Source organism: Rathayibacter sp. VKM Ac-2801, assembly GCF_009834245.1.
In the GTDB taxonomy this organism is placed as follows: domain Bacteria; phylum Actinomycetota; class Actinomycetes; order Actinomycetales; family Microbacteriaceae; genus Rathayibacter.
Window position 1 is genome coordinate 823677 of record NZ_CP047183.1, and the last position, 14024, is coordinate 837700.

The window sequence follows — 14024 nt, forward strand, 5'->3', positions numbered from 1 at the left end:
GGGGCTTGTGGGACGTGCAGGTGCGATCTGCAGGGGTTTCGGCGCCGATCGTCGACCCAGCCGCGCGAGAGGCGCCAGCGGAGCAGGATCTCCTGCACAGGGCACTTCCCCCTGCGGATCGCACCTCCTCCTGCGGATCGCACCTCCTCCTGCGGATCGCACCTCCTCCTGCACATCGCACCTCCTCCTGCGGATCGGGCGGCGACGGGTAGCGTCGGAGCATGAGCACCGCACTGATCACCGGCGCGTCCTCGGGCATCGGCTTCGCCTTCGCGCGGGCGTTCGCGCGCCGCGGCTGGAGTCTCGTCCTCGTCGCCCGCAGCGAGCAGCGCCTCCAGGAGGCGGCGGCCGGTCTGCGCGATCTCGGCGCCGCAGCGGTCGAGGTGCTGCCCGCCGACCTCGGCGACCGCGAGCAGGTCGAGCGCGTGCGCGCGCGGCTCGTCGATCCGGCCCGGCCCGTCCGCGTCCTGGTCAACAACGCCGGCTTCGGGATCGACGGGACCTTCGCCGAGCCGGACGTCGCCGCGCAGGACCACGCCTTCGAGGTGATGGTGCGCTCGGTGGCCGTGCTCTCGGGTGCGGCGGCGGAGGCGATGACCGCCCGCGGCCGCGGCGCGATCCTCACCGTGTCGAGCGTCGCGGGCTTCGTGCACCTCGGCCCCTACTCCGCGGTGAAGGCGTGGGCGACCGCGTTCGCGCAGTCGCTGGCGGTCGAGCTGGGCGGCACCGGCGTCCGCTCGGCGGCACTCTGCCCGGGCTGGGTGCGCACCGAGTTCCACGAGCGGGCGGCGATGGACACCTCCTCCATCCCCTCCTTCCTCTGGCTCGACGCGGACGCGGTGGTGGAGGAGTTCCTCCGCGACGTCGCGCGCGGCTCCGTGGTCTCGGTGCCGTCGGTGCGCTTCGGGGTCCCGATGGCGGTGGTGCGGCACCTGCCCGGACCGCTCGTGCGGCGGCTCTCGGCGGCGGTCTCGGCGCGCCGCTGAGGCTCCGCTCAGGTCCGGCTCAGGCGACCCTTTCCCGGCGTTCCCCCACGCCGCGTTCCGTACACTTGACGCTCGTGGTTGCCGATCAGATCCATCTCGTGCGGCACGGCGAGGTGTTCAACCCCGACCGGGTCCTCTACGGACGACTCCCGAACTTCCGGCTGTCGGATCTGGGCCACCGCATGGCCCGCTCCGCCGCCGACGACCTGCTCGAGCGCCGGCGCCACGTCACGGCGCTGATCGCCTCGCCGCTCCAGCGCACGCAGGAGTCGGCGCAGCCGATCTCGCAGGCGTTCGAGCTCGAGATCCGCACGGACGAGCGGGTGATCGAGCCGAGCAACCGCTTCGAGGGGAAGTCCCTCGCCGCACGCAGCTCCGCCCTGCGGAACCCCAAGCACTGGCCGTGGCTCCGCAATCCCTTCGAGCCCAGCTGGGGCGAGCCCTACCTCTCCATCTCGGCGCGGATGTACGCGGCGATCGAGTCGGCCTGGGAGAGCACCGAGGAGGGCGACGCCGCGATCGTCAGCCACCAGCTCCCCATCTGGACGGTCCACCGCGCCCTCGCCGGCGAGCGCCTCTTCCACGATCCGCGCAAGCGCCGCTGCGCCCTCTCGAGCATCACGACCCTCGAGCGCCGCGGCGACGGCTTCGTCGAGGTCGGCTACTCCGACCCGGCCGCCGGCCTGCAGGGCCTGGCCACCGACGTGGGAGCGGTCTGATGCGCCGGACGGGGCGGCTCCGCGGCGCGGGCGCCCTCGCGCTGGCCGCCGCGCTCGCGCTGACCGGCTGCTCCGAGGATCCGCTCGCCGACCAGTACCGCAACGGCAGCAACAAGGGCTACATCTCGGGGGACGGCACCGTCACCGAGATCGCAGCCCCCGACAGGGACGACCCCATCGTCTTCTCCGGCACCGACGAGACCGGCGCGACCATCGACTCGGCTGATCTCGCGGGGCAGGTCGTGGTCGTCAACTTCTGGTACGCCAGCTGCGCCCCGTGCCGCGCCGAGGCAGCGGACCTCGAGACGGTGAACACGGAGTTCGCCGACAAGGGAGTCTCGTTCGTCGGCGTCAACGTGCGCGACCAGGCACCCACCGCGGCCGCCTTCGCCGAGACCTTCGGGCTCGGCTACCCCTCCATCGTCGACACCGACTCGTCGGTGCAGCTCGCCTTCACCGGCACCGTCCCGCCGAACGCCGTGCCCACGACGCTCGTCCTCGACAAGGAGGGGCGCGTCGCGTCGCGCATCCTCGGCCAGCTCCAGGAGGCGTCGATCCTCTCGACCCTCGTGGGCGACACGCTCGCCGAGGGGGAGTAGCGGCGTGGGCGACATCGTCGTCAGCGGTCAGCTCCTGCTGGCGGTGCCGATCGCGCTCCTGGCCGGTCTGGTGTCCTTCGCATCGCCCTGCGTGCTCCCGCTGGTGCCCGGCTACCTCGCCTACGTCGGCGGATTCACCGACGCCGACGAGCGGGCGGCTCGCGGCCGCCGCAGGGTCGTGCTGGGCGTGCTCCTGTTCGTGCTCGGGTTCTCGCTGGTGTTCGTCCTCTACGGGGCGGCGGCCGGCACGGTCGGCTTCTGGCTGCGCCAGTACACCGACCTGATCACGCGCGTCCTCGGGCTCGTCGTGATCGCGATGGGGCTCGTCTTCATCGGGCAGTTCTCGTTCCTGCAGCGCACGCTCCGGCCCGGGATCCGTCCCGCCACCGGGCTCATCGGGGCGCCGCTGCTGGGCATCGTCTTCGGCGTCGGCTGGACGCCCTGCCTCGGCCCGACGCTGAGCTCGATCCTCGCCCTCAGCTACGGCGTCGGCTCGCCCTGGCGCGGGGCGCTCCTCGCCCTGGTCTACTGCCTCGGCCTCGGCATCCCCTTCCTCCTCGTCGCCTTCGGCTTCAGCTGGGTGACCAGCACGCTCGCCTTCGTGAAGCGCCACATCCGCGTGGTCAACATCCTCGGCGGCGCCGCCCTCGTCCTGATCGGAGTCCTGATGGTCACGGGCATCTGGAACACCCTCGTCTACGGATCCCTCTCGGCGGTGATCGATGGCTTCCAGCCGGCGATCTGAGCCAGGGGAGAGCACGCGCCGCCCCGACGAGGCCGCGCAGCGGAGGACGGACGCCTCCTTCCGCCCCGCCGACCACTACGACTCCGACGGCACCGTCACGCAGCCGGCGCTCGGGTTCACCGGCTGGCTCCGGTGGATGTGGCGCCAGCTCACCAGCATGCGCACGGCGCTGTTCCTGCTGCTGCTGCTGGCGATCGCGGCGGTCCCCGGATCGCTCGTGCCGCAGCGCTCCTCCGACCCCAACGGCGTGACCCAGTACTTCGTCGACAACCCCGATCTGGCGCCCCTGCTCGACAAGGTGCAGGCGTTCGACACCTACACCTCCGCCTGGTTCTCGAGCATCTACCTGCTGCTGTTCATCTCCCTGATCGGCTGCATCGTCCCGCGCACGCGCCACCACTTCCAGGCGATGCGGTCGCGGCCGCCGCGCACCCCGGCACGCCTGCAGCGCCTCGCCGGCTACACCGTCCGCGAGGTCGAGGGCGCGACGGAGGAGGAGGCCGTCGCCTCCGCCCACTCCGTCCTGCGCCGGGCCGGCTACCGCGTCGAGCGCTACGACGACCCGCGCGGCCGCTGGTCGAGCGTCTCGGCCGAGCGCGGCTACCTCCGCGAGACCGGCAACCTGGTCTTCCACTCCGCCCTGGTCGGCATCCTCGTCGCCGTCGGCGTGGGAGGCGGGTTCGGCTACAGCGGGCAGCGCGTGCTGGTCGAGGGCTCCCAGGGGTTCGCGAACAACCTCGCGGCCTACGACTCCTTCAACCCCGGCCGCTTCTTCGACAGCAGCCAGCTCGACCCGTACCAGCTCACGCTCGACAGCCTCGACGTGAAGTACGAGGAGCAGAACCAGTCGGCGCTCGGCCAGCCCGTCGACTTCACCGCGAACGTCACGACCTCCGAGCGCGGCGGGGGCACCGAGGACCGCACGATCAAGGTCAACGACCCGCTGGCGATCGGCGGCACGAACGTCTACCTCCTCGGCAACGGCTACGCCCCGACGATCACGGTCCGCGACCCCTCGGGCCGGGCGATCTTCACCGACTCGGTGCCGTTCCTGCCGCAGGACGCGAACCTGACCTCCGTCGGCGTCGTGAAGGTTCCGGACGGGCTCTCGGAGCAGCTGGGCCTCACCGGCTTCTTCTACCCGACGCAGGACACGCTGGCCTCCGGGGCGTCGACCTCGATCTTCCCCGACCTGCAGTACCCCGTGCTCTCGCTGAACGTCTTCGCGGGCGACCTCGGCCTCGACGGGGGAGTGCCCACGTCCGTCTATGTGCTCAACACCGACTCGCTGACCCGCCTCACCGGCGGCACCACCGGCGTCGCGCCGATCACCCTGAAGCCCGGCGACACGGCCGAGCTCCCGAACGGGCTCGGCAGCGTGACCTTCGACAACACTGGTGCCGACCCGACGCGGATCGGCACCGACAGCGTCAAGCGCTTCGCCTCGTTCGACATCCACCACGACGCGACCCAGGGCTGGGTGCTGCTCTTCGCGATCCTCGTGCTCGCCGGTCTCCTCACCTCGCTGTTCGTCCCGCGGCGCCGCGTGTGGGTGAAGGCGACCGCCCAGGACGACGGCGGCCTGCTCCTCGAGTACGCGGGACTCGCCCGCGGCGAGGACCCGCAGCTGGTGCGCGCGGTGCGGACGATCGCCGACCGGCACGCCCCGCTCGACTGACCCGCCTCCCGGACGCACCGGAGGTCCCTCCACAGCCGTCGCCCGGCTGGGCAGGGGCCGAGTCTGTGCAACCGCGAAGGGGCGGGCGGAGCGGCGAGCGATTACCCTGAGGAGGTGATCGCGACCCTCTCGCAGTACTCGGTGCTGTGCCTCTCCTCCGCCATGGGCATCTACGCCATGGCGTTCGTCTTCTTCGCGATCGACCTCGCCCGCCGCGCCTCCCTGGCCGACGGCGAGTCGATCGAGGTCGTGCAGGAGGCGGAGCGCGTCGCCTCCGCGGCCGCCGCCGACCGCGCGGCCAGCGGCAAGGCCACCGTCGCCGCCGCCGGCTCCGGACGCACCGCGACCCTCTCCCGCATCGGCAGCCGCGTCGAGGACGAGGTCTATCGCGCCCCAGCCCGCTCGAAGACCATGCGCATCGGGTTCTCGCTCACGCTCCTCGGCTTCGTGCTGCACCTCGCCGCGACCGTCCTCCGCGGCGTCGCCGCCGGCCGCGTCCCCTGGGCGAACATGTACGAGTTCTCGATGACCGGGACGCTCATCATCATCGGCGTCTTCCTCGCCGTCCAGCTGCGCTGGGACCTCCGCTTCCTCGGAGCGTTCATCACCGGCCTCGTCCTGGTGCTCCTCGGCATCGCGACGGTCAACTACTACGTCGCCGTCGTCCCGCTCCCGCCGGCACTCCAGTCCTACTGGCTGGTCATCCACGTGCTCGTCGCGATCCTAGGCACCGCGTTCTTCGCGCTCGGCTTCGCGCTCTCGGTCACCCAGCTCCTCCAGGCCCGCCGCGAATCCTCCGGCGACAGCCCCCGCTCGGTCCTCCGCTTCCTGCGCACCCTGCCCAGCTCCCTCACCCTCGAGAACCTCGCCTACCGCGTCACGATCCTCGGCTTCATCCTCTGGACCTTCACCCTCATCGCCGGCGCCGTCTGGGCCGAGAAGGCCTGGGGCCGCTACTGGGGCTGGGACACCAAGGAGGTCTGGACCTTCATCATCTGGACCATCTACGCCGGCTACATCCACGCCCGCGCCACCCGCGGCTGGCGCGGCACCCCCTCCGCCTGGCTCGCCATCGTCGGCTTCGCCGCCGTCATGTTCAACTTCGGCGTCGTCAACGTGTTCTTCAAGGGGCTCCACGCCTACTCCGGCCTCGACACCGGCATGTGATCGGCGGGGCCTGGTGGGGCCGCTCGCGGCGTTGTCGGCGACGAACGTAGCTCCGCTACGCCCGACGCCTCCGCCTTGCGATCGACCCCACCAGGCCCCGCCGACCCCACAGGGGAGTGCACTCCGCGGAGGGGAGGGCTCCGCCGCGCGGTCGCGCTGGGGTGGGCTCCGCTTCGCGGTCGGCTTGGGGAGGGCTCCGCTTCGCGGTCGGCTTCGGGAGGGCTCCGCTACGCGGTCGCGCTGGGAGGGCTCCGCTTCGCGGTCGACTTCGGGAGGGCTGCGCTTCGCGGTCGGGCTCGAGATGGCTCCGCTTCGCGGTCGCGCTTCGGGTGGGCTCCGCTTCGCGGTCGGGCTCGGGTGGGCTCCGCTTCGCGGTCGGGCGTAGGGAGGGATCCGCTTCGCGGTCGGGCTCGAGGAGCGGTCGACCGCCGGGGCATGCTGATCGAGGAGCCCGCGCAGCGGGCGTATCGAGATCCCGGGACGCGGGCACGCGGGGAGACTGACCGTTCCGATAGGGCAGCCCGCGCGGCGGGGGTCTCGAGAGCCGGCGGAGCGGGCGCGGGTCAGACGGCGGTGACGACGTCGATCAGGTGGGGGGCGAAGGGGGCGTCGAGGGCGAGGACCACGCGGGTGCGGGCGTCGGAGGGGTGGACGCCGCGGTAGATGCCGCGGAGGTCGGCGACGGTCTGGCCGCGGCCGGGGCCGTGGGTGGCGTCGACAGTGACGTGGACCCGCGGAGCGGAGGTGAGGGCGACGGCGTCGACGGCGATCGCGGCGGCCATGGGGTCGTGCATGGCAGCGGTGCGCTCGCCGAAGTGGCCGACGTAGAAGTCGAAGTAGAAGTCGAGCGCCTGCCCGATGGCCTGCGCGAGCGGATCGGGCGACGCGAGCAGCACGGCGCGGTCCTCCTCCGTCAGCAGGTGCCGCATGGTCACGTCGAGGGGCACGAGCGTGAGGTCCCAGTCGGCCGCGACGACCTCGGCGGCCGCCGCCGGGTCGTGCCAGATGTTGGCCTCCGCCACAGCGGTCACGTTGCCGGGGACCAGCGCGGCTCCGCCCATCACGGTCACCGAGTGGACGAGGGAAGCGATCTCCGGGTGCGCGCGGAGGGCGAGAGCGAGATTCGTCAGCGGGCCGATCGCGACCAGCCGCAGCTCGCCCTCGTGCTCCCGTGCGAGACGGAGGAGCAGATCGGCCGGATCCTCGTCGACCGGCTCGCCGCCCGCGGGCAGCGCGACCCCGCCGATGCCGTCGTCGCCGTGCACGTGCGGGGATCCGCCGGCGTAGTCCTCCTCGAGGAAGTGGTGCGCCCCCACGGCGACCGGCACGTCGTCGCGCCCGGCCAGCGCGAGCAGGCCGAGGCTGTTGACCGCTGCCTGACGAGCGTCGGTGTTGCCGCTGACCGTGCTGATCCCGACGAGGTGGGCCTGCGGCGAGCGGAGGAGGTACGCCAGGGCGAGCGAGTCGTCGATGCCGGTGTCGCAGTCGAGGAAGACGGGGACGGTCGATGCGCTCACGGGGCTCCGATGCTCGAGGGTGGGGGACGCGTCGGGCACCGGCGGCCGACGCTCCATTCTGCCGGTCGGCCGACGCGGCGCCCGCCGCCGACGGTCAGAGCAGCGCGTACGAGTCGCGGAGCCGCGCACGCCACCAGGCGAGCCGCTCAGGCGACACCGCGTGGCGGGACAGGAGCTCCTCCGAGACCTCCACGCGGCCGACGGGGATGCTGCCGTCGACCGGCCGCAGCGGCCGCTCCGTGACGTCCGCGGCGAGGAGGGACGCGGTACCGAGACCGCAGTCGAACGGCAGCTCGGGGAGCGCCGCGGCCAGGGCGGCGCCCATGGCGAGTCCGACCGAGCTGTCGATCGCGCTCGAGACCACCGCCGGCAGCCCCGCCTCGGCGACGAGGGCCAGCGCCCGGCGCGTCCCGCCGAGCGGCTGGGCCTTCACGACCAGCAGGTCCGCGGCTCCGGCCCGGGCGACGGCGAGCGGATCGGCGGCCTTGCGGACGCTCTCGTCGGCGGCGATCGGGATGCCCATGTACTTCACCCGGTAGCGCAGCTCCGCCAGGTCGTCGACGCTCGCGCACGGCTGCTCGACGTACTCGAGGTCGGACTCCGCGAGGGCGTGGACGGCGTGCTCGGCCTCGTCGAGGTTCCAGCCGCCGTTCGCGTCCACGCGGATCCGGCCCTCCGGACCGAGCAGGCGGCGGACCTCGACGACCCGTGCCACGTCGTCGGCCAGTGTCTGGCCGCGCTCGGCGACCTTCACCTTCGCCGTGCGGCAGCCGTGGTAGCTCGCGAGCACCGCGGCGACCTCGTGCGGCGCGACGGCCGGGATCGTCGCGTTCACCGGGATGCGGTCGCGCAGCGGTGCCGGCTGCTCGCTCCAGCCGTAGTCGATCGCCGCGCGGAGCCACGCCGCCGACTCCTCCGCGCCGTACTCGAGGAAGGGCGAGAACTCGGTCCAGCCCTCGGGGCCGCGCACCAGCGCGATCTCTCGGTGGTCGACGCCGCGGAAGCGGGTGCGCAGCGGCAGAGCGACGACGCGGAGGCCCGCGTCGATCTCGCCGAGAGAGGGGAGCGGGGAGGCGGGCACGACGTCGTCCATCCGGCCATTGTCCACCGGCCGGGGCGGCGCGACGGCCACCCGGGCGCAGGAGGTCGGCGACGGGCGCGCAAGCCCCCGGGGTCCCTCCTCCGAGGGCCCGTCGAGGTGCCAGACTGACGAGGCTGCCGTTGGAGTCCGGAGGAGTGCGATGAGCCAGATGCCGATGAGCCCGCCGCCCGCGCCCGCCCCGGGCCCGACGCAGGGCTCCGCCCCCTCCCACCGCCCGCTCGGGAGAGGCGCGTGGATCGCGCTCGGCACGAGCCTCCTCGTGGGCGTCGTCTACACCGGCGTGCTCGGCACGGTCGTCGCCGTCGGAGTGGGCGGCGCGCTCGACTCCGCCGCCGGCAGCGCCTCCACGAGCGCCCCCGCCGAGCCGTTCGGCGACCCGACGGACGACCCGTTCGGCAGCGGCGACCCGTCCGATCCGCTCTACGACTACCCCGGCTACCAGGACGGCGACGCCGCGACGATCCTCGGCCAGCCCTCCGCCGAGGACGTGCGCGCGAGTGCCGAGCAGGCCGTCGCGGCCGTCGAGAGTGCCGTCCCCGAGGAGTGGACCTCGGCCGACGACGAGTACTACGAGCAGTCGCAGAACGCCTACGGCGGGCCCTCGCTCCTCTACGACTACATCTCGGCGACCGAGTACGCCGCCGCCGACGTCTCGACCGACGCCGACAGGCAGGCGGCGGTCGACAGCTTCACCGCGGCGCTCGCGCCCCTCGGCTTCGACGACGTCGAGGTGGCCGACACCCCTGAGGAGTGGTCGGACGCGGGCTACGAGCTCGACGGCGACCTCTCGGACGAGGAGGCCTCGGCCGCGCTCTGGATCGTCACCGCGCGCTCCTCCGCCGATCTCGTTCCCGCGATCGAGCTGGGCCTCGTGGACCTCGACGCCGATCCGACCGGCCTGGTCGCCGACATGCTCGACGGAGTCGGCCTCTCGCCGGACCCGCAGGGTGCGTTCCTGGCGGGGTACGCGAACGGGGTCCTCCAGGACGAGGACCGCGGCGAGTTCACCGACCGCCTCGAGGAGTACGGCGGAGTCGCCACCACCTGACCGGGCGCTACAAGCATGCCCGTCCGTCCGCAAGCCCGCATCGGCGCACCGCCCGCGCTCTACGGTGAGGGGATGGCTGCATCCCGCTCGACCAGGCCCCTGCGCGACTACGCCGCGATCGGAGACGGTCGCACGGTCGCCCTGATCGCGAAGGACGGCAGCGTCGACTGGATGCCCGTCCCGGACCTCGGCTCCACCCCCGCCTTCGCCGCCCTGATCGACGCCGAGTCCGGCGGGTGCGTCGAGCTCGCCCCCGAGGAGGCCGCCGAGGTCTCGCGGACCTACATCCGCGACACGAACGTCCTCGAGACCACCTTCACCACCGAGTCGGGCACCGTCCGCGTGACGGACGCGCTCGTCACCGGGATCGCCGGCCGCCTCCCGTGGGCCGAGCTCGCGCGCCGCGTGGACGGCGTCGACGGCGAGGTGCGGATGCGGTGGGCGGTGCGCCCGGGAACGGGTCTGGGCCGGTTCTCCCCGTGGATCCAGAACGCCGACGGCCGCTCGCTCATCCGCGCCGGCGACATCACCATCGGCGTCACCGGCCAGGAGCACGGGCCCGACGGCGACGACGCGCCCTCCGGCGCCGGCGACGAGCTGACGGGCTCCTTCGTCGTGACCGCGGGGACGGACGCTCTGCGGCACGTCCTGGTCGTGTCGGCCACGCACGACGAGCCGCTGCACTTCCCCGTCGCGAAGAACGTCGACCGCGGCATCGACCGCACCATCCGCAGCTGGCAGGACTGGTCAGAGGAGTTCTCCTACGACGGCCCGTGGTCCGAGGCCGTCCAGCGCAGCGCCCTCGCGCTCAAGCTGCTGATCTACTCGCCCACTGGAGCCATCGCAGCGGCGGCGACCACGTCGCTCCCGGAGTCGCCCAACGGCGGCAAGAACTGGGACTACCGCTTCGCCTGGGTACGCGACGCCGCGTACACGATGCACGCGCTGGTGCGCTTCGGCCTGCGCGAGGAGACGCACGCCGCGCTGTCCTGGCTCCTGCGCACGATCAAGGAGCACGGGCCGGACCTGCACATCTTCTACGGACTCGACGGCTCCATGCCGACCGTGCTGGAGGAGTTCGACGTCCCGGGCTACGCCGGCATCGGCCCGGTCGTCGCCGGCAACGGAGCGCAGAGCCAGCTGCAGCTGGGCGTCTTCGGCGACCTCTTCGACATCTGCCGCATCTACGTCGACGAGGGCAACGTCCTCGACATCCAGACCGGCCGGCTCCTCGCCCGCGTCGCCGACACGACCTGCGACCTGTGGCGCAACCGCGATGCGGGCATGTGGGAGCTGGAGGAGGAGCAGCACTACACCTCCTCGAAGATGGGCTGCTGGCAGGCGCTCGACGCGGCCGTGCACCTGGCGGAGCTCGGCCAGGTCGCGGGCAGCCCCGACCGCTGGCGCTTCGAGCGCGACCGCATCCGCGAGTGGATCGAGGAGCACTGCTGGTCCGAGGAGCTCGGCTCCTACGTGATGTACCCGGGCAGCGAGGAGCTGGACGCCTCAGTGCTCCTGCATGCTCCGAGCGGCTACGAGCGCGGCGAGCGGATGATCTCGACCATCGACGCTCTGGTGAAGGAGCTGGGCCGCGGCGCCCTCCTGTTCCGCTACTCCGGCATGGAGGGCGAGGAGCACCCGTTCGTCGCCTGCTCGTTCTGGCTCGCCTCCGCCCTCGCCTGCGTCGGACGGCACGAGGAGTCGGTCGCCCTGATGGACGAGCTCGTCGCCACGGTCCCGAACGACGTCGGGATCATGTCCGAGATGATCGCGGTCGACGACCTGGCCTTCTGGGGCAACCTGCCGCAGGGGCTCAGCCATCTGGCGCTGATCAACGCGGCGATCACGATCGAGGAGCTGGCGCCGGAGAAGATCGGCCGCGCGTAACCCCGCCCACGGCGTCCGCGCAACCCGTTGAGGGCCGGTCCGGAGAAGCGTAGACCGGTACCACCCCCTCGCACCGCACTCACAAGGAGCACCTCAGCATGGACCTCGGAATCACCGGCCGCACCGCCCTCGTCACGGGAGGCGACTCCGGCATCGGCCGAGCCACGGCGCAGCTCCTCCTCGCAGAGGGCGCGACCGTCGTGATCACCGACAAGGACCAGACCGAGCTCGAGCGGGCCGCGGCCGGGCTCGACGCTCCGGAGGGCCGCCTGCACGCCTTCGCCGCCGACGTCACCAGCACGGAGCAGCTCGCCGAGCTGCACCGCCGGGTGGCCGGTGCGGTCGGCGGGATCGACATCCTCGTGCAGTGCGCCGGAGTCACGGGGGCGCAGGGCCTCTTCCACGAGATCGACGACGAGGGCTGGACCAGCACCCTCGAGGTCGACCTGCTCGGGCCCGTCCGGCTCGTGCGCGAGTTCCTGCCCGACCTCCGCTCCGGAGGCTGGGGCCGACTGGTCCTCACCGCCTCCGAGGACGCTGTGCAGCCCTACGACGACGAACTGCCCTACTGCGCCGCGAAGGCGGGCGTCCTCGCCTTCGCCAAGGGCCTCTCGCGCTCCTACGCGCAGGAGGGCCTGCTGGTGAACACGGTCTCGCCCGCGTTCATCCGCACTCCGATGACCGACGCGATGATGCAGAAGCGCGCCGATCAGCGGGGCACCTCGGTCGACGAGGCGATCTCGTCCTTCCTCGACGAGGAGCGGCCGTACATGGAGCTGAAGCGCCGGGGCGAGGCGGAGGAGGTCGCGGCCGTGATCGCCTTCCTCTGCTCCGACCGCGCCTCCTTCGTGAACGGCTCGAACTACCGCGTCGACTCCGGATCCGTCGCCACGATCTGATCCCCCGAACCACGGGCCACGCCCAGCGCGCGCACCCCGCGCGTGCGGGCGCCGTCCAGCCGAAGAAGCCAGACTCGGGGCGGGACACCGCACCCGGCACTGCAAGAGAAAGGAACGGTCCATGACCACCACCCTCGAACGCCACGTCGAAGCCCCCGCGGGCTCCGGTGCCAAGACCAGCCGCCGCCAGAACGCCGAGAAGGGCTTCAAGGCCTCCAAGGAGCTGCTCGACAGCCTCCAGATCGTCCTCGTCGACCTGATCGAGCTCCACGTCCAGGGCAAGCAGGCCCACTGGAACGTCGTCGGCAAGAACTTCCGCGACCTCCACCTGCAGCTCGACGAGATCATCGAGGCCGCGCGCGAGTTCAGCGACGACATCGCCGAGCGCATGCGCGCCCTCCACGGGATCCCGGACGGCCGCAGCGACACCGTCGCCGCGACCACCACGCTCCCCGAGTACCCGCACGGCGAGATCGACACGGCCGAGACCGTCGACCTGGTCACGATCCGCCTCGAGAACACCGCCGCCACCATGCGCGAGGTCCACGACCAGGTGGACGAGGAGGACCCGACCAGCGCGGACCTCCTCCACGCGATCATCCAGAGCCTCGAGCAGTACGCCTGGATGGTGTCGGCCGAGAACCGCACCACCTCCACCGCCAAGTAGCGGCGAGCACCGGAAGGGGACTCCGCGCGAGCGGGGTCCCCTTCCGTGCGTCCGGCGGTGTCGAGTCGCCGTGCAGTCCGGATCAGTAGGGTCAAGGGATGAGCACGCAGGTCTCCGAACTGTTCGACGCGCACCGCTGGGCGGCCGTCGACGGTTTCGACGCACTCGAGGACATCACCTACCACCACGACCGCTCCGGCCGCATCGCGCGGGTCGCGTTCGACCGGCCCGAGGTCCGCAACGCGTTCCGGCCGCGCACGGTCGACGAGCTGTTCCGCGCCCTCGAGGATGCCCGGACGAACCCGCGCATCGGCGTCGTCATCCTCACCGGCAACGGCCCGAGCCCGCGCGACGGAGGCTGGGCGTTCTGCTCCGGGGGAGACCAGCGGATCCGCGGCCGCGACGGCTACCGGTACTCCGACGGCGAGACCGCCGAGGGCATCGACTCCGCCCGGAACGGTCGCCTGCACATCCTCGAGGTCCAGCGCCTCATCCGCTTCATGCCGAAGGTCGTCATCGCGGCCGTCCCCGGCTGGGCCGCGGGAGGCGGGCACTCGCTGCACGTGGTCTGCGACCTCACCCTCGCCTCGGCCGAGCACGGGCGCTTCAAGCAGACGGACGCCGACGTCGGCTCCTTCGACGCCGGCTACGGCTCCGCGTACTTCGCCCGCCAGATCGGGCAGAAGGCCGCGCGAGAGGTGTTCTTCCTCGCTCGGGAGTACTCCGCGCAGCGCGCCTACGAGATGGGCGCCGTGAACGCGGTCGTCCCGCACGCCGAGCTCGAGACGACCGCGGTGGAGTGGGCCGAGACGATCCTCACCAAGTCGCCCACGGCCATCCGGATGCTGAAGTACGCGTTCAACGCCGTCGACGACGGCCTCGTGGGCCAGCAGCTCTTCGCGGGCGAGACCACGCGCCTCGCCTACGGCACCGACGAGGCCGTCGAGGGACGCGATTCCTTCCTCGAGAAGCGCGAGCCCGACTGGTCGCCGTTCCCATGGCAGTTCTGA

The 14024-nt window shown here is 72.3% G+C and carries 13 protein-coding genes; 11 read left to right on the forward strand and 2 right to left on the reverse strand.

Translation table 11 applies throughout. The features are described from left to right. The first annotated feature begins 221 nt into the window (after positions 1-221). From GSU45_RS03720 to ccsB, 6 genes are all read left to right on the forward strand, one after another. Complete coding sequence (locus GSU45_RS03720; RefSeq protein ID WP_159912831.1) at positions 222-986, forward strand: SDR family NAD(P)-dependent oxidoreductase; 765 nt, start codon at positions 222-224, stop codon at positions 984-986. 74 nt (positions 987-1060) lie between these two features. Continuing rightward, the gene (locus GSU45_RS03725) at positions 1061-1705 is read left to right on the forward strand and encodes a histidine phosphatase family protein (RefSeq protein WP_104224864.1); all 645 of its coding nucleotides are present in this window, start codon (positions 1061-1063) and stop codon (positions 1703-1705) included. Further along, the gene (locus tag GSU45_RS03730) at positions 1705-2304 is read left to right on the forward strand and encodes a TlpA disulfide reductase family protein (protein ID WP_159912833.1); all 600 of its coding nucleotides are present in this window, start codon (positions 1705-1707) and stop codon (positions 2302-2304) included. The genes GSU45_RS03725 and GSU45_RS03730 overlap by 1 nt, the downstream gene beginning before the upstream one ends. A 4-nt stretch (positions 2305-2308) precedes the next feature. Further along, positions 2309-3049, forward strand: a complete 741-nt coding sequence (locus tag GSU45_RS03735) for a cytochrome c biogenesis protein CcdA (RefSeq protein ID WP_244230512.1) — start codon at positions 2309-2311, stop codon at positions 3047-3049. After that, positions 3027-4727, forward strand: coding sequence for a cytochrome c biogenesis protein ResB (locus GSU45_RS03740; RefSeq protein WP_159912835.1), 1701 nt, complete (start codon positions 3027-3029; stop codon positions 4725-4727). Before GSU45_RS03735 ends, GSU45_RS03740 begins: the two co-directional genes overlap by 23 nt. A 162-nt stretch (positions 4728-4889) precedes the next feature. Further along, positions 4890-5894, forward strand: a complete 1005-nt coding sequence (gene ccsB, locus GSU45_RS03745; RefSeq protein WP_104249832.1) for a c-type cytochrome biogenesis protein CcsB — start codon at positions 4890-4892, stop codon at positions 5892-5894. 563 nt (positions 5895-6457) lie between these two features. Here ccsB and GSU45_RS03750 read toward each other — a convergent pair. Together GSU45_RS03750 and GSU45_RS03755 are read right to left on the reverse strand one after the other, a co-directional pair. Beyond that, positions 6458-7411 (reverse strand): nucleoside hydrolase, encoded by a 954-nt coding sequence (locus GSU45_RS03750; RefSeq protein WP_244248204.1) that lies wholly within the window; start codon positions 7409-7411, stop codon positions 6458-6460. A gap of 94 nt (positions 7412-7505) precedes the next feature. Then, on the reverse strand, positions 7506-8504 hold the full coding sequence (locus tag GSU45_RS03755) for an o-succinylbenzoate synthase (protein WP_159912839.1): 999 nt from the start codon (positions 8502-8504) through the stop codon (positions 7506-7508). A gap of 148 nt (positions 8505-8652) precedes the next feature. Between GSU45_RS03755 and GSU45_RS03760 the strand changes: the two genes are divergently transcribed. From GSU45_RS03760 to GSU45_RS03780, 5 genes are all read left to right on the forward strand, one after another. Continuing rightward, a complete protein-coding gene (locus tag GSU45_RS03760) occupies positions 8653-9561 on the forward strand; it encodes a hypothetical protein (RefSeq protein ID WP_159912841.1) in 909 nt (302 codons plus the stop codon). Between the two features lie 72 nt (positions 9562-9633). Further along, positions 9634-11448: a glycoside hydrolase family 15 protein gene (locus tag GSU45_RS03765; RefSeq protein ID WP_159912843.1), complete on the forward strand. Its 1815-nt coding sequence runs from the start codon at positions 9634-9636 to the stop codon at positions 11446-11448. Between the two features lie 98 nt (positions 11449-11546). Then, positions 11547-12347, forward strand: a complete 801-nt coding sequence (locus GSU45_RS03770) for an SDR family oxidoreductase (protein WP_159912845.1) — start codon at positions 11547-11549, stop codon at positions 12345-12347. 121 nt (positions 12348-12468) lie between these two features. After that, positions 12469-13014: a DNA starvation/stationary phase protection protein gene (locus GSU45_RS03775; protein WP_159912847.1), complete on the forward strand. Its 546-nt coding sequence runs from the start codon at positions 12469-12471 to the stop codon at positions 13012-13014. 98 nt (positions 13015-13112) lie between these two features. Continuing rightward, positions 13113-14024, forward strand: a complete 912-nt coding sequence (locus GSU45_RS03780; protein WP_068255374.1) for a 1,4-dihydroxy-2-naphthoyl-CoA synthase — start codon at positions 13113-13115, stop codon at positions 14022-14024.